The 19,359-nt window shown below is 69.2% G+C and carries 16 protein-coding genes; all 16 read left to right on the forward strand.

Features of this window, described 5'->3' with window-relative positions:
- Positions 1-101: 101 nt before the first annotated feature.
- Positions 102-713: an energy-coupling factor transporter transmembrane component T family protein gene (locus tag ACQY76_RS12580; protein ID WP_428029077.1), complete on the forward strand. Its 612-nt coding sequence runs from the start codon at positions 102-104 to the stop codon at positions 711-713.
- Positions 710-1,267 carry a biotin transporter BioY gene (locus ACQY76_RS12585; protein WP_428029078.1) on the forward strand — a complete coding sequence of 186 codons (558 nt, stop codon included), beginning with the start codon at positions 710-712 and terminating at the stop codon, positions 1,265-1,267. Before ACQY76_RS12580 ends, ACQY76_RS12585 begins: the two co-directional genes overlap by 4 nt.
- Before the next feature lie 5 nt (positions 1,268-1,272).
- Positions 1,273-2,667: an AMP-binding protein gene (locus tag ACQY76_RS12590; protein WP_428029079.1), complete on the forward strand. Its 1,395-nt coding sequence runs from the start codon at positions 1,273-1,275 to the stop codon at positions 2,665-2,667.
- Positions 2,664-3,785: an acetyl-CoA C-acyltransferase gene (locus tag ACQY76_RS12595; protein WP_428029080.1), complete on the forward strand. Its 1,122-nt coding sequence runs from the start codon at positions 2,664-2,666 to the stop codon at positions 3,783-3,785. The genes ACQY76_RS12590 and ACQY76_RS12595 overlap by 4 nt, the downstream gene beginning before the upstream one ends.
- Positions 3,786-3,881: 96 nt before the next feature.
- Positions 3,882-4,667, forward strand: coding sequence for a DeoR/GlpR family DNA-binding transcription regulator (locus ACQY76_RS12600; RefSeq protein ID WP_428029081.1), 786 nt, complete (start codon positions 3,882-3,884; stop codon positions 4,665-4,667).
- A 149-nt stretch (positions 4,668-4,816) separates the two neighbouring features.
- Positions 4,817-5,776: an aldo/keto reductase gene (locus ACQY76_RS12605; RefSeq protein WP_428029082.1), complete on the forward strand. Its 960-nt coding sequence runs from the start codon at positions 4,817-4,819 to the stop codon at positions 5,774-5,776.
- A 3-nt stretch (positions 5,777-5,779) separates the two neighbouring features.
- Entirely contained in the window at positions 5,780-7,516 is a 1,737-nt protein-coding gene (ade, locus tag ACQY76_RS12610; RefSeq protein ID WP_428029083.1) for an adenine deaminase, read from the forward strand.
- 1,152 nt (positions 7,517-8,668) lie between these two features.
- Entirely contained in the window at positions 8,669-9,391 is a 723-nt protein-coding gene (locus ACQY76_RS12615) for a lysophospholipid acyltransferase family protein (protein ID WP_428029084.1), read from the forward strand.
- Positions 9,388-10,656: an NAD(P)/FAD-dependent oxidoreductase gene (locus ACQY76_RS12620; protein WP_428029085.1), complete on the forward strand. Its 1,269-nt coding sequence runs from the start codon at positions 9,388-9,390 to the stop codon at positions 10,654-10,656. The genes ACQY76_RS12615 and ACQY76_RS12620 overlap by 4 nt, the downstream gene beginning before the upstream one ends.
- A 156-nt stretch (positions 10,657-10,812) precedes the next feature.
- Positions 10,813-11,724: a LysR family transcriptional regulator gene (locus tag ACQY76_RS12625; protein ID WP_428029086.1), complete on the forward strand. Its 912-nt coding sequence runs from the start codon at positions 10,813-10,815 to the stop codon at positions 11,722-11,724.
- A 462-nt stretch (positions 11,725-12,186) separates the two neighbouring features.
- Positions 12,187-13,356 carry an ABC transporter substrate-binding protein gene (locus tag ACQY76_RS12630; RefSeq protein ID WP_428029087.1) on the forward strand — a complete coding sequence of 390 codons (1,170 nt, stop codon included), beginning with the start codon at positions 12,187-12,189 and terminating at the stop codon, positions 13,354-13,356.
- Between the two features lie 269 nt (positions 13,357-13,625).
- Positions 13,626-14,666, forward strand: coding sequence for an ABC transporter ATP-binding protein (locus ACQY76_RS12635; RefSeq protein WP_428029088.1), 1,041 nt, complete (start codon positions 13,626-13,628; stop codon positions 14,664-14,666).
- A complete protein-coding gene (locus ACQY76_RS12640) occupies positions 14,663-15,610 on the forward strand; it encodes an ABC transporter permease (protein ID WP_428029089.1) in 948 nt (315 codons plus the stop codon). The genes ACQY76_RS12635 and ACQY76_RS12640 overlap by 4 nt, the downstream gene beginning before the upstream one ends.
- 186 nt (positions 15,611-15,796) lie before the next feature.
- Entirely contained in the window at positions 15,797-16,597 is an 801-nt protein-coding gene (locus tag ACQY76_RS12645; protein ID WP_428029090.1) for an ABC transporter permease, read from the forward strand.
- Positions 16,598-16,607: 10 nt separating this feature from the next.
- A complete protein-coding gene (locus ACQY76_RS12650; protein ID WP_428029091.1) occupies positions 16,608-18,059 on the forward strand; it encodes a gamma-aminobutyraldehyde dehydrogenase in 1,452 nt (483 codons plus the stop codon).
- A gap of 190 nt (positions 18,060-18,249) precedes the next feature.
- Positions 18,250-19,353, forward strand: coding sequence for an efflux RND transporter periplasmic adaptor subunit (locus ACQY76_RS12655; RefSeq protein ID WP_428029092.1), 1,104 nt, complete (start codon positions 18,250-18,252; stop codon positions 19,351-19,353).
- Positions 19,354-19,359 lie beyond the last annotated feature (6 nt).

Here is a 19,359-nt window from a genome sequence, read left to right on the forward strand (position 1 = left end):
GCGCTACGCTCCGCGCAGCTTGTCCGGGACACGATGGGCGCCCGCCGCAGGCGCCGCTCGGCCGGGACACGACGGGACGCCGGGCTATGGGGGAGCGCGCGGTGATCTCGCTTTACCTCGCGCAGCGCACCTGGCTGCATGCCGTCCCCGCCGGCTGGAAGCTGCTGGCGCTGGGGTTGATCAGCCTTGCCGTGGCGCCGCTCGACAGCCTGCCCCTGATGGCCGGTCTTCTCGTTGCAGTGCTGGCGCTCTACGTCTGCCTCGGCAAGCCGGCGCTGGCGCAGATCGCCCTGCTGCGGCCGCTCTGGCCGCTGTTCCTCATCCTCCTCGCCTTCCATTGGTGGAACGGCGACGTGCGGGCGGGCGTCGTCGTGCTGGCGCGCATCCTTGCCATGGTGCTGCTGGCCAATGCGGTGACCATGACCACGCGCATGGACGCGATGATGGACGCGGTGGAGCCGCTGCTGCGCCCGCTCGGCTGGTTCGGCGTATCGCCGCGCGCGGTGGCGCTCGCCGTGGCGATGATGATCCGCTTTGTGCCGCTGCTCTTCGCGCTGTGGGAGGCGCTGAACGAGTCCTGGCGGGCGCGCACCGGCAAGCGCGGCGGCTGGCGCCTGCTCGCGCCTTTCTGTATCCAGACGCTCAGACTGTCTCATCACACCGCCGAGGCGCTGGCTGCGCGGGGCGGCGCACCGCGGAAAGGCTCCCGATGAAAGACCGTTCGCTCGTCCAGATCGCCCTCTATGCCGCGATCTTCGCGGTGCTCGGGCTGCTGCCCCGCTTCGACCTCCCCTTCGCCGCCGGCGTGCCGATTACCGCCCAGAGCATGGGCGCCATGCTGGCCGGGGTGATGCTCGGCGCCCGGCGCGGGGCACTGGCCATGGTGCTGCTGCTGTTCGTCGTCGCTCTCGGCGCGCCGCTGCTGGCCGGCGGGCGCGGCGGGCTCGGCGTGTTCTTCACTCCCTCGGTCGGCTTCATCTTCGGCTGGGTTGCGGTGGCGTTTGTCGCCGGCTGGATCATGCAGGCGCTGCGCAAGGCGCCGGTCTTCCCCGCCGCCCTCATCGCCGCCGTCATCGGCGGCATCGTGGTGATGTACGCCTTCGGCATTGCCGGCATGGCGCTGGTGGGAGGCCTCTCGGTGCTCGACGCCACCAAGGCGTGCCTCATCTTCATTCCCGGCGATGCCATCAAGGCGCTGCTGGTGGCGCTGATCGCCCAGACGGTGGCGCGCGGCATGCCGGAAGCCCTGCTCTCCCGCAACGCCTGAAGGTGATGTCCCGCACTGTCGGCGAGGCACTCCCGGCGCTGGCCGCCGCTGCCCCGCACCGCCCGGCGCTGGTCTGCGACGACGAGGCGCAAGACCGGGCGCAACTCGCGGCGCGTGTCGGGGGGCTGGCCGCATGGCTTGGCGAGCGTACCGCGCCGGGGGACGGCGTCGCCCTCGCCATGGGCAATGCGCCGACTCTGGTCGAGGCCTTTCTGGCCTGCGCGGTCAGCGGCCGGCAGGCGCTGGTCTATGATCCCGCCTGGCCCACGCCCTACCGCGCCGCCATCGACGCGGCGCTCGCCCCGGCGCTGACGCTGGACGCGGTTCCCCATGTCGCTCCCGGGCCATTTCCTCCCCCGCCGGAGTCGGAAGCGGCGTTCTATGTCGGCTTCACCTCCGGCACGACCGGCGTGCCAAAGGGCTATCGCCGTTCGCATGGCTCCTGGGTCGACAGCTTCGAGGCGAGCGAGGTGGAGTTCGGGCTTTCCGAGCGCGACGTGGTGCTGGCGCCTGGCGGGCTGGCGGCCTCGCTGCACCTCTATGGCGTGGTGCACGCCCTGCACATCGGCGCGAGCGCGGTGATGATGCGCCAGTTCCACCCGCGCCGGGGGCTGCGCCTCATCGCCCGCCACGATGTCACCGCGCTCTACGCCACGCCGACACAGCTGCAGATGCTGCTGGAGGCCGGCGCGGGAGAGCGTTTCCCAACGCTGCGCCTGTTGATGGTCAGCGGCGCCAAATGGCGGCCGGAAACGCGCGCGGCGACGCAGGCGCTGTTTCCCAATGCCGGCATTGCCGAGTTCTACGGCGCCTCGGAGACGAGCTTCATCACCATCGCCCACCCGCAGGAGCCCGTGCCGCCCGGCTCGGTCGGCCGGCCCGCACATGGCGTCGCCCTCCGCATCCGCGACGGCGCCGGACGCGACCTGCCGACCGGCGAGGCGGGCGCGATCTGGGTCGGCAGTTCCATGCTGTTCGATGCCTATGCCTGCGGCGCCGCGTCGGAGACCCGCCGCGAGGGCGGCTTTCTCACCATTGGCGACCATGGCCGGCTGGACGAGGCGGGCTTCCTCTATCTGCATGGGCGCGAGAAGCGCATGCTCGTGACCTCGGGGATGAACGTCTATCCCGAGGAGGTGGAGGCGGTGCTGGCCAGCCTGTCCGGCATCGAAGAAGCCGCCGTATTCGGCCTGCCGGACGAACGGCGCGGCGTGGAACTCGTGGCCGTGCTGCGCGGGCGCTTCGAGGAAGCACCACTGCGCGCCGCCTGCCGCGCCTTGCTGCCGGCATCCAAGCTGCCGCGCCGTTTCCTCGCCCTCGACGACTGGCCGCGCACCTCCGGCGGCAAGGCGGATTTGCGGGCGCTGGAAGCGATCGCTGCCGAAAGGCTGCGGCGGTGAACCCCGCCTTCGTCATCGCCGCCCGCCGCACGGCGGTGGCTCCACGCGGCGGCGCCTTCCGCGCAGTGGAGGCGCACGACCTCGCCGCCCCGGTGCTGCGCGCCTGCCTTCATGATGCCGGCCTCGCATTGGGGGAGGTGGATCAGGTGATCCTCGGCAATGCGTTGTCAGGCGGCGGCAATGTCGCGCGCCTCGCCGCGCTGGCCGCTGGCCTGCCGGAAAGCGTGCCGGCGCTGACGGTGGACACGCAATGCTGTTCCGGCCTCGACGCCATCCAGCTGGCGGTGCGCATGGTGGAAGCGGGCGCCGCGCAGATCGTGCTCGCCGGCGGGGTGGAGAGCTTCAGCCTCGCCCCGCTGCGCGCCCTCCGGCCGAGGGCAAAGGGCGAGGCGCCGGTCTTCTACGACCGCCCGCCCTTCACCCCCTGGCCGGCGCGCGACCCGGACATGATCGCCGCTGCCGCCGCTCTGGCGCGGCAAGGCGGCATCACCCGCGCGCAGCAGGCCGCCTTCGCCATTGACAGCCACGCCCGGGCGCTGGTCGCCCGCGAGCGGCTGAGGGCCGAGATCGTACCGCTGGCGGGGCTCGACGCGGACGCCTTCACCCGGCGCCTGACCCCGCAGCTCTGCGCCCGCGCGCCGGTGCTGGCGGGGGAGGGCGATGTCGCCGTCGATGCCGCCGGCGTCGCGGTGGAGGCGGACGCCGCCGCCGCCGTGCTGGTCGTGTCTGCGCAGGTGCGGACGCGGCTCGGCATTTCCGGCCTCGCGGTCGTCGATGGTGGCTCGGTTGGGGCCGCGCCGGAGCAGCCGGCGCTGGCGCTGGTGCCGGCAGCGGCGCGGCTGCTTGCCCGGCACCCGGGGCTGCTCGCCTGCGTGGAGCTGATGGAAGCCTTCGCGGTTCAGGCGCTCGCCAACAGCGCGGCGCTCGGCCTCGATCCCGCCCGCGTCAATCGCAGCGGCGGGGCGCTGGCGCGCGGCCATCCCATCGGCGCTTCCGGCGCCATCCTCGCGGTGCGGCTGTTCCACGAACTGGCGGCAGAGGGGGAGGGCGCGCGCGGCCTCGCCGCCATCGCCGCTGCCGGCGGTCTCGGCAGCGCGCTCATGCTGCAACGCATCTAAGCGGACGTTTGCGGCGCCTGCATTCTTGTGCAGGATGCGGGACGAATCGTCCGCAAGAGACGATCATCCGTCCTCGGGAGAAGGGCCGCCGGCCGCATGAACGCCATCTCTTCACGCCAGCAGGATATCCTCATGCTGGCGCGCGCGCAGGGGCGGGTGAGCGTCGAGGAGCTCTCCGGCCGTTTCGACGTGTCACCCCAGACCATCCGCAAGGATCTCAACGACCTGTGCGTGCGCCGGCTGATGTCGCGGGTGCATGGCGGGGCCGTCGTCGCCTCCGGCGTCGAGAACCTTGCCTATGAGGCCCGCCGCGCCATGGCGCAGGGCGCCAAGCGCGCCATTGCCGAGGCGGCGGCCAGCATGGTGCCGAACCGCGCCTCGCTGTTCATCAATATCGGCACCACCACGGAGGAGGTCGCCCGCGCGCTGGCCGACCATGAGGATCTGCTGGTCATCACCAACAACCTCAACGTGGCGACGCTGCTCTACCGCCACCCCCGGATCGAGCTGATCATGGCCGGCGGCCCGGTGCGCCACGCCGACGGGGCGGTGATCGGCTCGGCGGCGGTGGATTTCGTGCGCCAGTTCCGCGTCGACTACGCCGTCATCGGCGCCTCGGCGATCGAGGAGGACGGCACGCTGCTGGATTTCGACTATCGCGAGGTGCAGGTCGCCCGCGCCATCATCGACAATGCCCGCCAGATCATTCTCGTCGCCGACCGCTCCAAGCTGGAGCGCACCGCGCCGGTGCGCATCGGCTCGATGTCGGAGGTCGACACCTTCGTGACCGACACGGTATCGTCGCCGGAATTGCGGCATGTGTGCCAGCGCGAGCAGGTGGAACTCATCGAGGTGGGTTCACTTGACGAGGACGGGTTCTGAGAACCCCGCTTTGCAACACTGGGGTGGTTAGCACCCGGGCGTGCCTGCCCTAAACTCATCATCCGCCGGCGCGTGTTGCGCGAGAGTTGTTCTACTTTCGCGGTTTCGGCAGGCCCGGCGCGTTGAACCTACCGACGGAGGAGAGACGAATGGAACTGCGCCGCCTCGGACGCTCGGATATTCTGGTCCCGCCGCTGTGCTTCGGTGGCAACGTCTTCGGATGGACCGCCGACGAGACCACATCTTTCCGCCTGCTCGACGCGCTGTTCGAGGCGGGCTTCTGCTTCATCGACACCGCCGACGTCTATTCGCGCTGGGCGCAGGGGCATGTCGGCGGCGAATCCGAGACCATCATCGGCACATGGATGAAGGCGCGCGGCAACCGCGACCGCCTCGTCATCGCCACCAAGGTCGGCAGCGACATGGGGCAGGGCAAGGTCAGCCTGAAGCCGGACTACATCAAGACCGCCGTCGAGGCGTCGCTGTCGCGGCTGCAGACCGACTATATCGACCTCTACCAGTCGCATTGGGACGACCCCGACACGCCGTTCGAGGACGTGCTCAGTGCCTATGAGGAACTGATCGCCGCCGGCAAGGTGCGCATCATCGGCGCCTCCAACCTCTCCGCCCCGCGCCTGTTCGAGGCGCTCGCCGTGTCGACCCGCGAGAAGCTGCCGCGCTACGAGACGCTGCAGCCGGAATATAATCTGTGCGAGCGCGCCGGCTTCGAGGCCGATATCGAGCCGGTCTGCGCCGCCAACGGCCTCGGCGTCATCACCTATTTCTCGCTCGCCGCCGGCTTCCTCACCGGCAAATACCGCAGCCGGGCCGACGCGCAGAAAAGCGTGCGGGGCGGCTCGCTGGTCGACAAATATCTCAACCCCAGGGGCGAGGGCATTCTCGCGGCGCTGGACGAGGTGGCCGCCGCCCGCGGCGCCACGCCCACCCAGGTGGCGCTCGCCTGGGTGATGGCGCGGCCCAGCGTCACCGCCGCCATCGCCAGCGCCTCGCGCATCGAGCAGCTCGGCGATCTTCTCGCCAGCGCCGACCTCGCGCTGAGCGGTGCCGACATCAGCCGGCTCGACAAGGCCAGCGCCTGGAAGGACTAGCCCATGGCGACGCAAAGCCCGGCCGAGATCGCGCGGTTTGTCGAGGCCGGCCGGGGCACCGCGCCGGCGGACCTCGTCATCAGGGGCGTCCAGATGCTGGACGTCATCACCGGCGCGCTCACCCTCACCGACATCGCCATGGTGGGGAACCGTATCGTCGGCACCTACGGCACCTATGAGGGCGCGCAAATGATCGACGGGGCGGGGCTGTTCGCCGTTCCCGGCTTCATCGACACGCATCTGCATGTCGAATCTTCGCTGGTCACCCCGCTGGAATTCGACCGCTGCGTGCTGCCGCACGGCGTCACCACGGCGATCTGCGACCCGCACGAAATCGCCAATGTGCTGGGCGCCGAGGGCATCGCCTATTTCCAGCGCTGCGCCGAGCACACCATCATGGATTTGCGCGTCCAGCTCTCCTCCTGCGTGCCCGCAACTAATTTCGAGACCGCCGGCGCGGCGCTGGCGGCGACCGACCTCGCTCTGCTGCGCGGCCATCGATCCGGCATCGGGCTGGCCGAGTTCATGAACTTCCCCGGCGTGCTGTTCGCTGACGAAGGGTGCCTCGCCAAGCTCTCGCTGTTCTCGGACGGGCATATTGACGGCCATGCGCCGCTGCTGCGCGGGCGCGATCTCAACGGCTACATCGCCGCCGGCATCCGCACCGAGCATGAGGCAACCGGGCTGGAGGAAGCCCGCGAGAAGTTGATGAAGGGCATGTCCGTCCTCATCCGCGAGGGCTCGGTCTCGAAAGACCTGCACGCCCTCATCCCGCTGATCTCGGCCGACACCTCCGCCTTCCTCGCCTTCTGCACCGATGACCGCAACCCGCTGGACATCGCCGAGGAAGGCCATCTCGACTACATGATCCGCGAGGCCATCCGCCACGGTGCGCCGCTGCACCATGTCTACCGGGTGGCGAGCTGGTCGGCGGCCAACGCCTTCGGCCTGCGCGATCGCGGCCTCATCGCCCCCGGCCGGCGGGCCGACATCGTGCTGGTGGACGATCTGGCGGCCTGTTCGGTGCGCCAGGTCATTTCCGCCGGGCGGCTGGTGACGCCGCAACTCTTCGCCGCCCGCGCCAGCGTGCCCCCGGTGGGGCTCGATTCGGTGAAGGCGAAGCGGGTGAGCGCGGCAGACTTCGCCATCCCCGCAACCGAGAGCGCCACCCGAATCATCGGCGTGGTGCCGGGGCGCATCATCACCGAGGATGTGCGGCTCGACCTGCCGCTGGTCGGTGGCGAGAAGCAGGTGGATCTCGCGCAGGACGCGGTGAAGGTGTGCGTGGTCGAGCGCCATGGCCGCAACGGCAATATCGGGCGCGGCTTCGTCCACGGCTTCGGCATGCAGCGTGGCGCCATCGCCTCCTCGGTCGGCCATGACAGTCACAACATCACCGTGGTCGGCGTCGATGAGGCCGACATGGCGGTGGCGGTGAACCGGCTCATCGAGCTGCGCGGCGGCTTCGCGGTGGCGCAGGACGGCGTGGTGACGGGCGAACTCGCTCTGCCGGTGGCGGGGCTGATGGCCGACACGCCTTTCGAGGATGTCCACGACGCGCTGATCCCGCTGCGCGCGGCGGCCAAGGCGCTGGGCGTGGTGCTGGCCGAGCCGTTCTTGCAGGTGGCGTTTCTGCCGCTGCCGGTCATCCCCCATCTCAAGATCACCGATTTCGGCATGTTCGACGTCGACGCCTTCGCCCTGCTGGACCCGCCCCCGCCGCCCGCCGGCAATGGCTGAGGCGCGGCCCTCCCACGTCCACGCCGTCATGGCCGGGCGTGGTCCGGCCATCCACGGCTCCACGGCCCGGCGAAAGTCGTGGATCGCCGGACCGGGCCCGGGGATGACGATGCACTAGGAGGCACTGGGTCCCGGATCGGCGCCGCGCATGGCGCGGCTTGTCCGGAAAACGGCCCCCCGTTTCCCGGCCCAGCGGAGCCAAAGGCGGAGCGCCGCGCCGGGACCCAGGGGAAAAGCCTGCCGGCCAAACCTCGCGCCCGCCGGCCGAACCTCGCTCCGCCGGCCAAACCTCGCGCCCGCCTGGGCGCCGAGGCTTCGCCCCTCCCGCCTCCATGCCGTCATGGCCGGGCGTGGTCCGGCCATCCACGGCTCCATGACCCGGTGAAAGTCGTGGATCGCCAGACCGGGCCCGGGGATGACGATGCGCTAGGGGACGCTGGGTCCCGGATCGGCGCCGCGCATGGCGCGGCTTGTCCGGGAAACGGCACCCCCCGTTTCCTGGCCCAGCGGAGCCGCAGGCAGAGCGCCGCGCCGGGACCCAGCGAAAACCCGCCGGCCAAACCGCGCCCGCCGGCCAGACCTCTCCCACCGGCCAAACCTCGCGCCCGCCGGCCGAACCTCTCCCGCCGGCCAGACCGCGCCCGCCTGGGCGCCGCGGCTTCGCCCCTCCCGCATCCACCGTCATGCCGGGCGTGGCCCGGCCATCCACGACGCAACGATTCGGCGGAAGTCGTGGATCTCCGGACCGGGCCCGGGGATGACGATGCACTGGGCGGCACTGGGTCCCGGATCGGCGCCGCGCATGGCGCGGCTTGTCCGGGAAACGGCACCCGTTTCCCGGCCCAGCGGAGCCGCAGGCGGAGCGCCGCGCCGGGACCCAGGGAAAAGCCTGCCGGCCAAACCTCGCTCCGCCGGCCAAACCTCGCTCCGCCGGCCAAACCTCGCTCCGCCGGCCAAACCTCGCCCCCGCCGGCCACACCGTGCCAGCCGGCCAAACCTCTCCCCGCCGGCCAAACATCTCCCGCCGGCCGGACCTCGGGCACCCGGGCGCCGAGGCTTCGTCCCTTGTCTGCAGGCGTTCCCGCCCGCAGCCCCTCCCGTCGGCGGGCTCGATCTGCTAGACCCGGCGCGTTCCGTTCGAGACCCCCGCCTATGGCCCGCCTGCGCTCCTTTGTCTTTCTCGTCCTGCTGGTTGTGTGGACAGCGCTGCTGGCGGTGACCATTCCCTATTTCGCGCTGCGCGACCGGCCGCCCTTGACCCGCCGCTTCTCGCGCTTCTGGGCCGGCGGGGTGATGGCGATCCTGCGCCTTGTCGGGCTCTCCTACCGCACCATTGGCGACGCCAACCGGCCGGCCGAGCCGGCGCTCTATGTCGGCAACCATCAATCGGCCTTCGAGACCATCGCCGCCGCCGTGCTGATTCCCGATGTCGCCATCGTGCTGAAGGAAGAGCTGTACCGCATCCCGGTGTTCGGCTGGTTCCTGCGCCGCTCGCCGATGATCGCCATCGACCGCGCCGGCGGTGCGTCCTCGGTGAAGAAGATGTTTCGCGAGGGCCGCGAGGCGAGCGAGCAGGGCCGCAATCTGCTGATCTTTCCGGAAGGCACCCGCCGCGCGGTGGACGAGCGCGCCGAGTTCCACCGCGGCGTGCTGCTGCTCTACAAGGCGCTGAACCTGCCGGTGGTGCCGGTCGTGAACAATGCCGGCCTGTTCTGGCCGGCGCGCAGCTTCGCCATCCGGCCGGGCACCATCACCGTCTCCTATCTGCCGCCCATCCCGCCCGGCCTGCCGGACCGCGACTTCATGGCACGGCTGAGCGAGGCGATTTATGAGGAGCGCGACCGGCTGGTGGCGCAGGCGGGGAGCCTTTCATGAGCAAGGCGAACATCAACGAGGCGGGCATCGTCATTCTCGGCGCCGGGCAGGGCGGCTTCCAGGCCGCCGCCTCGCTGCGTGACGCCGGCTATGAGGGGCGCCTCACACTGGTGGGCGACGAGCCGGGCCTGCCCTATCAGCGCCCGCCGCTCTCCAAGGCCTATATGAAGGGCGAGGCCGGCATCGAGCAGATCGAGCTGCGCGCCGGCGCCTTCTATGCCGACCACCGCATCGAGCTCATCAACGCCCGCGCCACCGCCATCGACCGCGCCGGCCAGCGCCTGCTCCTGGAAGACGGCGCGGCGCTGCCCTATGGCCACCTCATCCTCGCCACCGGCGCCCGCAACCGGCCGCTGCCGGTGCCCGGGCACGACCTTGCCGGCGTGTATTATCTGCGCACCCGCGCGGATGCCGACGCGCTGAAGGGCCGGCTCGACGAGGCCCGCCGCGTCGTGGTGATCGGCGCCGGCTTCATCGGGCTGGAATTCGCCGCCGTCGCCCGCGCGCTCGGCCACGAGGTGACGGTGCTGGAAGGCGCCAGCCGCGTGCTGAGCCGCGCGGTCTCGCCTGATATGTCGGCCTTCTTCGCGCAGGCCCACGCGGCGATGGGCACGAAACTGGTGCTCGGCGCCGGCGTCATCGGGTTGCAGGGCGCGGATGGCCAAAAGGCGGGCCATGTCACCGGCGTCGAGACCACGGACGGTCAGGTGCACTCGGCCGATTTTGTGCTGGTCGGCATCGGCGTGGTGCCGAATGTCGAGCTCGCGGCCGAGGCCGGGCTGGAAGTGGCGAACGGCATCGTCGTCGACGCGCATCTCGCCACCGCCGACCCGGCGATCTCCGCGCTGGGCGACGCGGTCGCCTATCCCAGCCGCTTCGCGAGCGGACGGGTGCGGCTTGAATCGGTGCAGAACGCCGCCGACCAGGCGCGCAGCCTCGCCCATCGGCTCACCGGCAAGCTGTCGCCGACGGGCGAGCCTGTACCCTTCGACGCGGTGCCATGGTTCTGGAGCGACCAGGCCGACCTCAAGCTGCAGATGGTCGGCCTCGCAGCCGCGACCGATACCGCCGTGCTGCGCGGCGACCCCGCCTCGCGGCGGTTTTCGGTGTTCCGCTTCCGCGACGGCGTGCTCACCGCCATTGAGAGCGTCAACCGCCCGGCCGACCACATGCTCGGCCGCCGCCTGCTCGCCGGCACCCCGACCCTTACCCCGGAGCAGGCTTCCGACGAGGGCTTCGAGCTGAAGAGCCTGCTGGCGCGATAGGCGACCGTCGGTCTGTTCGGTCTGTTCGGCCTGATCGTCCCCATCGGACTCATCGTCCACCTCATCGTCCTGACTGGCCACGGTGCAGAACGGCGCTTGGCGGGGGTGAGACGGGCGTCTACTCTCCCGGTGGACCCTTGCCCCCCGGAACTTCCGATGGCCTTCTCGCTGCGCCAGCTTCAGTATTTCGTGGCGGTATCGGAAAACGGTTCCGTCTCCTCGGCGGCGCATGCGCTGGCGATCTCGCAATCCACCGTGACCGAGGCGTTGCGCGAGCTGGAGCTCGATCTCGGTTTCAAGCTGCTGGAGCGCCACGCCCGCGGCGCCGACCTCACGCTGAAGGGCCACCATTTCCTGCGCCACGCGCGAAAGATCCTCGGTGATGTCGCCGATGCCCGCCGGGCGCTGGCGGGCCCGGAGACGGCGGCGCTCACCGGGCGGCTGGCTGTGGGGGTCACACCGCTGGTCGCCGGCTACATCTATTCCGATCTTATCGCCCGCTTCCGCCGGGCCTTTCCCGGCATTGCCGTGGAAGCGGTGGAGGACGCCGCCGATTATCTCGAACATCTTCTGGTCGGTGGCGAACTCGATGTCGCGGTGATGGTGCTGCCGCCCGGCCGGCAATCGGCGGCGTTGCAGACCGAATCCGTTGAAATCTCGCCCTATCGCGTGTGGATGCCGCTCGGCCACCCGGCACTGGCGCAGGAGCGCGTCTCGCTGCGCGATCTCGCCGAGGAGCCGCATGTGCTTCTTACCATTGACGAAATCGCCGAAGCCTCGGAAGTCGTCTGGCGCCGGCTCGGCATCCGTCCGCCGGTCTCGTTCCGCACCCGCTCGGTGGAGGCGGTCCGCTCGCTGGTGGCGACGGGCGCGGGCGTGGCGGTGCTGCCGGACCTCACTTATCGACCCTGGTCGCTGGAAGGCGACAAGATCGAGGCGCGCACCCTGGTGGACGACGTGCCGGCCGTGGAGGTGGCGACCGCCTGGCGCCGCGGCTCGCCGCTCTCGGCCGCCGCCGCCGGCTTCGTCTCCATCGCCGCGACACGGCATGGCGGGCGGGGCCGGTAAGGGGCGCTTTCTTCGCCGCGCCGGTCCCTCGTTCCCCGGACAAGCCGCGCTGGCGCGGCGCCGATCCGGGGCCCAGGGAGTGGGGGCGGCTTCTCCCTTCCGGCGCGCACGGCATGGCGATACGCGGTTTGCGCTGGGTCCCGGCTCCGCTCTCCGGCTGCGCCTCCGCTTGGCCGGGACACGCGGGAGAGGGCGCTCTTCCCACCCCCAAATGCCCGCCCGTAAACGACACTCCCGCCGGTCATCCCCGGGCTTGGCCCGGGGATCCACGCCTTCGGTGGCCGGCGCTCAACGTCATGGAGAATCGGGCCAAGCCCGGCCATGGGCCTGTTGGATGCTCATTTCCTACTCATCGACTTTTCCGATAGCTGGCTTCTGATCTTTGGTGTGGCGCGGGGCTCGACGCAGCGTCACACTCCTCGTCAAAGGGCCGACAGCGCCCGCAGAACAGAGGGAAAGACCATGCCGCGCATCTCCCATTATCTGCATCTGCCGGCGCTCGTCGCCAGCGCCTCGCTCGCCTTGAACCCTGTTTTCGCTGCGGAAATGACCGCCGTCGGCAAAGGCGAGGGGCAGGTCGATATCGTCGCCTGGGCCGGCTATATCGAGCGCGGTGACACGGACAAGGCCTATGACTGGGTTACGGATTTCGAGACCAAGACCGGCTGCAAGGTCAATGTGAAGACCGCCGGCACTTCCGATGAGATGGTCGCGCTGATGAATGAGGGCGGCTTCGATCTCGTCACCGCCTCTGGCGACGCCTCGCTGCGCCTCATCGCCGGCAAGAAAGTGGCTCCCATCAACACCAAGCTGATCCCCAGCTGGGCCACGGTGGACCCACGCCTGCAGGACGCGCCCTGGCATTCGGTGAACGGCGTGCATTACGGCACGCCCTACCAGTGGGGCTCCAACGTGCTGATGTACAACACGGAAGCCTTCAAGGGCGAGGCGCCCAAGAGCTGGAACGTGGTGTTTGAGGAGCAGACCCTGCCGGACGGCAAGTCCAATAAGGGCCGCATTCAGGCTTTTGACGGCCCGATCTACATAGCTGACGCCGCGCTCTATCTCATGGCGCACAAGCCCGAGCTCGGCATCAAGGACCCCTATGAGCTGACCGAGGCGCAGTACAAGGCGGCACTCGACCTGCTGCGCCAGCAGCGCAAGATCGTGCAGCGCTACTGGCACGACGCGATGATCCAGATCGACGACTTCACCAATGAGGGCGTCGTCGCCTCTTCCTCCTGGCCTTTCCAGGTCAACCTGCTGCAGAGCCAGAAGAAGCCGATCGCCTCGACCATTCCCAGCGAGGGCGCTACCGGCTGGGCCGATACCACCATGATGCACGCGGACGCCGCCCATCCCAACTGCGCCTACATGTGGATGGAGCACTCGCTTTCGCCCAAGGTGCAGGGCGACCTCGCCGCCTGGTTCGGCTCGGTGCCCGCCGTCCCCGCCGCCTGCAAGGGCAATGAGCTGCTCGGCGCCGAAGGCTGCAAGACCAACGGCATGGAAGAGTTCGAGCGCATTCATTTCTGGCGCACCCCGGTCGCCAAATGCGCCACCCAGGCCGAAGGCTGCGTGCCCTATTACCGCTGGGTGTCGGACTACATCGCCGTGCTCGGCGGGCGGTAGCTTGCCTCGTCCTACGACGCCGTCCTGATGTGCCCGGGCGAAAGCCCGGGCTTGAGGGATGCTGAAGCGGCAGGGATTTTGCGCCGTCTTCGGCCGCACCTGTTCGCTGGATCCCGGATCGGCGCTCCGCCTGCGGCGTCGCTTGTCCGGGACACGAGATCTTGCTTCCCGGACAAGCCGCGCGATGCGCGGCGCCGATCCGGGACCCAGCGCACGAGTCGCGCAGTGTCTCTCGCGGTGATTCCTGATTGCCTTCCCGGATGCTCTTCATGCATGTTCACGCCGCCCCCCTCACCACGCCCGCCGTCCGCTTTGCCGGTGTCGTCAGGCATTTCGGCGCGGTGCGGGCGGTGGATGGCGTCGATCTTTCCATCGCGCCGGGCGAGTTCTTCGCCATGCTCGGCCCCTCCGGCTCCGGCAAGACTACCTGCCTGCGCCTGATCGCCGGCTTTGAGCAGCCTGATGCCGGGCATATCGAGATTTTCGGGGAAACGGTGGAGGGGCTGCCGCCCTATCGCCGGGCGGTCAACACCGTCTTCCAGGATTACGCGCTGTTTCCGCACCTCTCGGTGGGCGAGAACGTCGCTTATGGGCTGCGGGTGCGAGGCATCGGCAGAGCCGAGCGCGATCGGCTGGCCCGCGAGGCATTGGCCATGGTGAAGCTCGCCGGCATGGAGACGCGCCGGCCTGCCCAGCTCTCCGGCGGCCAGCGCCAGCGCGTCGCGCTCGCCCGCGCCCTGGTGGTGCGGCCCAAGGTGCTGCTGCTCGACGAGCCGCTCGGCGCGCTCGATCTCAAGCTGCGCGAGGAAATGCAGAGCGAACTGAAGGGCTTGCAGCGGGCGCTCGGCCTCAGCTTCGTTTTCGTCACGCATGACCAGAGCGAGGCGCTGTCGATGGCCGACCGCGTCGCCGTGTTCAATGAGGGGCGGATCGTGCAGGTCGGCCCGCCGGAAGAGGTCTATGAGCGGCCCGCGACGCGCTTCGTCGCCCGCTTCGTCGGCTCGGCGAATGTGCTGGAGGCCGCGCAGGCGGCGCGTCTCGGCGGTCCGGCGCGGCCGTGCAGCCTGCGGCCGGAAAAGATCGTGCTGCTGGCCCCCGGCGGGCCGGTGCCGGAGGGGGCGGCCCTTGTCGAGGCGCAGGTTACCGACGTGTCCTATCAGGGCCCGGTGCGCCGGGTCAGCGTCCGCACCGCCGACGGGTTGGCGCTCACCGCCGCCATTCCCGCCGGCGCGGCGGGCGTGATGACGGGCGGCGAGGTCCGGCTTGCCGTGCCGACCGGGGCGGTGCGGCCGATGGAGGGCGAGGAATGAGCCTCGCCGGCTTCGATCTGCCCGCCCCGCGCGAGGGGGTATTGCGCCGTCTTTCCGATGTGCTGGTGCGCCGCGCGCGGCTGCTGACGCTGCTCCTGCTGGTGCCGCCGCTGCTCTGGCTGGGGCTGGTTTATCTCGGCAGCCTGTTTGTCTTCCTCGGGCAATCGGTTTTTTCGATAGACGAGTTTTCCGGCACCATCGTACGCGAGCCGACCACGGCGACGCTTCTGGAGCTTTTCCGCCCCGCCAATCTCGACATCCTGCTGCGCACCGTTGGTATTTCAACTGCGGTGACAATGCTTTGCGCGATCATCGCCTTTCCCATCGCCTATTATGCCGCCCGCTATGCCGGGCCGAAGGTGAAGGCGGCGTTCTATCTCGCGGTGATGATGCCGCTGTGGTCGAGCTATCTGGTCAAGGTCTATGGCTGGAAGCTGCTGCTGGCGCGCGAGGGCGCCATCGGCTGGTTCGCCGGCAAGCTAGGCCTCGCCGGGGCGCTGGAGGCGTGGCTGGCACTGCCGCTGGTCGGCGGGCCCTCGCTCTCGGTCAGCTACACCGGCATGGTGCTGACCTTCACCTATCTCTGGCTGCCCTTTATGATCCTGCCCGTGCAGGCGGCGCTGGAGCGGGTGCCGCCGCATCTCATCGAGGCGGCGGGCGATCTCGGCGCGGCGCCGGGGCTGGTCTTCCGCACCGTGATCCTGCCGCTCGCCATGCCGGGCGTGGTGGCGGGGGCGATCTTCACCTTCTCGCTGACGCTGGGCGATTACATCGTGCCGCAGATCATCGGCACCTCGGCGCTGGTGCTGGGGCAGGCGGTCTACACGCTGCAGGGCACCGCGGGAAACATCCCGCTCGCCGCCGCCTTCTCGCTGGTGCCGATCCTCGTCATGGCGGTGTTCCTCACGGTCGCCAAGCGCACGGGGGCGTTCGATGCGCTGTGAGGTCGGACGTTTCGGCGGAAGAGCCTTCTCTGGGTCCCGGATCAGCGCCGCGCTACGCGCAACTCGTCCGGGAAACAGAAAGTCGCTTGTGTCCCGGACAAGCGACACCGCAGGTGGAGCGCCGATCCGGGACCCAGGAAAAACGCTTCCGGCATCATCGCCTCGGTTCAGCAGGAGTGTCGCCTGATGACCCGCGCGCCGCTCTCGCTCAAGATCGCCGCCATTGGCGGGCTGGCCTTCCTGCACATCCCGCTGCTGTTCATTCTGCTCTACTGCTTCACCACGGAAGAGAAGAGCTACGCCTTTCCCCCGCCTGGCTTCACGCTGAAATGGTTCGGCGTGGTGTGGGGGCGGGCCGATATCTGGGCGGCGGTCGGGCTGTCGCTGAAGGTGGCGAGCATCGCCACCGTGCTGGCGCTGATCCTCGGCACACTGGCGGCCGGCGCGCTGGCGCGAGCGCGGTTCTTCGGGCGCGAGCCGATCTCGCTGCTGTTCGTGCTCCCCATCGCCCTGCCGGGCATCGTCACCGGCATCGCGCTGCGCCAGGCCTTCGGGCTAATGGAGATACCCTTCTCGGTCTGGACCATCGTGCTCGGCCACGCCACCTTCTGCATTGTCGTCGTCTACAACAATGCGGTGGCGCGCCTGCGCCGGCTCTCGCCCTCGCTGATCGAGGCGTCGATGGACCTCGGCGCCGACGCCTTCCAGACCTTTCGCCTCGTGATCCTGCCCAATATCGGCACGGCGCTGCTGGCGGGGGGCATGCTCGCCTTCGCGCTGAGCTTCGACGAGGTGATCGTCACCACCTTCACCGCCGGCCAGCAATCGACTTTGCCGATCTGGATGCTGTCCGAACTCATTCGTCCGCGCCAGCGGCCCGTCACCAACGTGGTCGCCGTGCTCGTGATCCTTGTGACTTTCCTGCCCATCCTCGCCGCCTATTATCTCACCCGCCATGGCGAGGCGGTGGCCGGCTCGGGAAAATAGGAGACGCCCCATGACTGCCCTTTCCGACACCGAGATGCTCATCGGCTCCGCCTTCGTCGCCGGCACGGAAACGCCGGAAACGGTGCTCAACCCGAAGACCGAGGAAACCCTGATCGAGCTGCCGGAAGCCTCGCCGGACCAGATCGACGCGGCGGTGAACGCCGCCGACAAGGCGTTCCGCACCTGGTCGCGCACCACCCCGGCGGAGCGCTCCTACATGCTGCTCAAGCTGGCGGACCGCATCGAGGCCGAGGCGGAATCCTTCGCCACGCTGGAGGCGCTGAACTGCGGCAAGCCGCGCCACGCGGTGCTGAACGACGAACTGCCCGGCGTGGTGGACTGCTTCCGCTTCTTCGCCGGCGCGGCGCGCACCCAGCATGGCATGGTGGCGGGCGAGTACATGGCTGGCCACACCTCGATGATCCGCCGCGACCCGATCGGCGTCGTCGCCTCCATCGCCCCGTGGAACTACCCGCTGATGATGGCGGCATGGAAGCTCGCCCCGGCGCTCGCCGGCGGCAACACGGTGGTCATCAAGCCTTCCGAGCAGACGCCGCTGACCCTGCTCAAGCTGGCGAAGATCATTGCCGACATCTTCCCCGAAGGCGTGGTCAATGTCGTCGTCGGGCGCGGCGAAAGCGTCGGCAACGCGCTGATCAACCACCCGAAGGTGGCGATGGTCTCGCTCACCGGCGACATCGCCACCGGCAAGAAGGTGCTGACCGCCGCCGCCAAGACGGTGAAGCGCACCCATCTGGAACTCGGGGGCAAGGCGCCGGTGATCGTGTTCGACGACGCCGATATCGACGCGGTGGTCGAGGGCGTGAAGGTGTTCGGCTATTACAATGCCGGCCAGGACTGCACCGCCGCCTGCCGCATCTATGCCGGTGCCAAGGTCTATGAAAAGCTGGTCGCGGACCTCGCCTCCGCCGTCTCCGGCCTGAAGTTCGGCCAGGCGGATGATGGCGAGAACGACATCGGCCCGTTGATCTCGGGCCGCCAGCGCGCCCGCGTCGCTTCCTTCGTCGAGCGGGCGTCGGAACTCAGCCACATCGAAATCGCCACCGGCGGCAAGGTCGCCGGCGGCGCCGGCTCCGGCAAGGGCTTCTTCTACGAGCCAACCGTCGTCGCGGGCGCCCTGCAATCCGACGAGATCGTCCGGCGCGAGGTGTTCGGCCCGGTGGTATCGGTCACGCGCTTCACCGATGTGGACGAGGCGGTGGGCTGGGCCAATGACAGCGATTACGGCCTCGCCTCCTCGGTTTGGACGAAGGATGTCGGGCGCGGCATGGCCACCGCTTCGCGCCTGCAATATGGCTGCACCTGGGTGAACTGCCATTTCATGCTGGTCAGCGAGATGCCGCATGGCGGATTGAAGCAGTCGGGCTACGGCAAGGATCTCAGCGCCTATGCGCTGGAGGATTATACCGTCGTGCGCCATGTGATGGTGAAGAACGGCTGATTTCCGGCGGCTTCGCGGCGTGCGGCGCGGTCCCGTGCCGGGTCGCCGCGAATGGAGTATGATGATCCCGCGACCGCGTGAATGTGATCCGCGCGGTCGCGACATGACGCATAATTAAGTTGGAACTTTTCCTCATATCTGTTGTGTCGCAGCATGGAATTTTCCTGCAGCGACGCAGCTTGATGGGGGCATGATGCGACGTCGAACCGGCTTGTTGGTCACCATCGCCGTTCTCGCGGGAGCCGGATGGCTCGCGCATGAGAAGGGCTGGGTCGACGTGGCCAGCGTGTTCGGCGGCAGGGGCGAAGCCAGTACCGCTGCCGAACCGAAGGCCCCCCCCGCGATACCGGTCGAGGTGGCGACGGCCCGCGCGGCTTCGGTCACCACCGACATCTCGTCCATCGGATCGCTCCAGTCCGATGAATCGGTGAAGGTCGCTTCCGAGGTTTCCGGGCGCATCCAGGAAATCCATTTCCAGGAAGGCCAGCACGTGAAGGCTGGCGAGGTTCTCGTGCAGCTCGATGCCGCCCTGGTGAAGGCCTCGCTGGACGAAACCGAAGCGCGGCTCGATCTCGCCGAGGCCAATTACGACCGCGCCCAACGGCTGCAGAAGACTGGCTCCGGCACCGGCCGCGCGCTGGACGAGGCGCAGGCGGAGCTCAACACCTCGCGGGCGCTGATCAATTCCCAACGTGTGCAGATCGCCAAGCACACCATCACCGCGCCTTTCGACGGCGTGGTCGGCCTTCGTTCGGTTTCCAACGGCGCCTACATCGCCGTTGGCACCGAGCTGGTGAATCTCGAAAAGATCGACACGTTGAAGCTCGACTTCAAGGTGCCGGAGACGCAGCTTTCCAGCATTGCCGAGAACCAGACCGTGACCATCACGCTGGACGCGCTGCCGGGCCGCACCTTCACGGGCATGATCTACGCCATCGATCCGATGGTCGACATCAATGGCCGCTCGCTCAGCGTGCGGGCGCGGCTGGACAACAAGGACCTCGTCCTGCGTCCGGGCCTGTTTGCCCGGGTTGTGGTGAAGGGCAGCCAGGCGCGCGACGCCGTCTTCGTGCCCGAGAGCGCCATCGTGCCGCGCGGGCAGGAGCGTCTCGTCTGGCAGATTGTCGATGGCAAGGCGCAGCAGCTGAAAGTGGAGCTTGGGCAGCGCGCGAAGGGCGAGGTCGAGGTGAAGGGCGTTTCGGCCGGCGCCTCCATCGTCGTGGCGGGGCAGGGACGCCTGCAGTCCGGCGCCGTCGTCGAGGTGGTGACACCGCCGCCGGCGCCGCAGGGCTGAGGCCGC

It is taken from the genome of Ancylobacter sp. (assembly GCF_965279025.1).
GTDB lineage: Bacteria > Pseudomonadota > Alphaproteobacteria > Rhizobiales > Xanthobacteraceae > Ancylobacter.

Excerpts from the sequence above, each read along its gene's own strand:
- ACQY76_RS12605 (WP_428029082.1), top strand. The coding sequence starts at position 4,817 with ATGGAACTGCGCCGCCTCGGACGCTCGGATATTCTGGTCCCGCCGCTG.
- ACQY76_RS12640 (WP_428029089.1), top strand. The coding sequence starts at position 14,663 with ATGAGCCTCGCCGGCTTCGATCTGCCCGCCCCGCGCGAGGGGGTATTG.
- ACQY76_RS12590 (WP_428029079.1), top strand. The coding sequence starts at position 1,273 with ATGTCCCGCACTGTCGGCGAGGCACTCCCGGCGCTGGCCGCCGCTGCC.
- ACQY76_RS12635 (WP_428029088.1), top strand. The coding sequence starts at position 13,626 with ATGCATGTTCACGCCGCCCCCCTCACCACGCCCGCCGTCCGCTTTGCC.
- ACQY76_RS12625 (WP_428029086.1), top strand. The coding sequence starts at position 10,813 with ATGGCCTTCTCGCTGCGCCAGCTTCAGTATTTCGTGGCGGTATCGGAA.
- ACQY76_RS12620 (WP_428029085.1), top strand. The coding sequence starts at position 9,388 with ATGAGCAAGGCGAACATCAACGAGGCGGGCATCGTCATTCTCGGCGCC.
- ACQY76_RS12615 (WP_428029084.1), top strand. The coding sequence starts at position 8,669 with ATGGCCCGCCTGCGCTCCTTTGTCTTTCTCGTCCTGCTGGTTGTGTGG.
- ACQY76_RS12600 (WP_428029081.1), top strand. The coding sequence starts at position 3,882 with ATGAACGCCATCTCTTCACGCCAGCAGGATATCCTCATGCTGGCGCGC.
- ACQY76_RS12650 (WP_428029091.1), top strand. The coding sequence starts at position 16,608 with ATGACTGCCCTTTCCGACACCGAGATGCTCATCGGCTCCGCCTTCGTC.
- ACQY76_RS12645 (WP_428029090.1), top strand. The coding sequence starts at position 15,797 with ATGACCCGCGCGCCGCTCTCGCTCAAGATCGCCGCCATTGGCGGGCTG.
- ade (WP_428029083.1), top strand. The coding sequence starts at position 5,780 with ATGGCGACGCAAAGCCCGGCCGAGATCGCGCGGTTTGTCGAGGCCGGC.
- ACQY76_RS12585 (WP_428029078.1), top strand. The coding sequence starts at position 710 with ATGAAAGACCGTTCGCTCGTCCAGATCGCCCTCTATGCCGCGATCTTC.
- ACQY76_RS12630 (WP_428029087.1), top strand. The coding sequence starts at position 12,187 with ATGCCGCGCATCTCCCATTATCTGCATCTGCCGGCGCTCGTCGCCAGC.
- ACQY76_RS12655 (WP_428029092.1), top strand. The coding sequence starts at position 18,250 with ATGATGCGACGTCGAACCGGCTTGTTGGTCACCATCGCCGTTCTCGCG.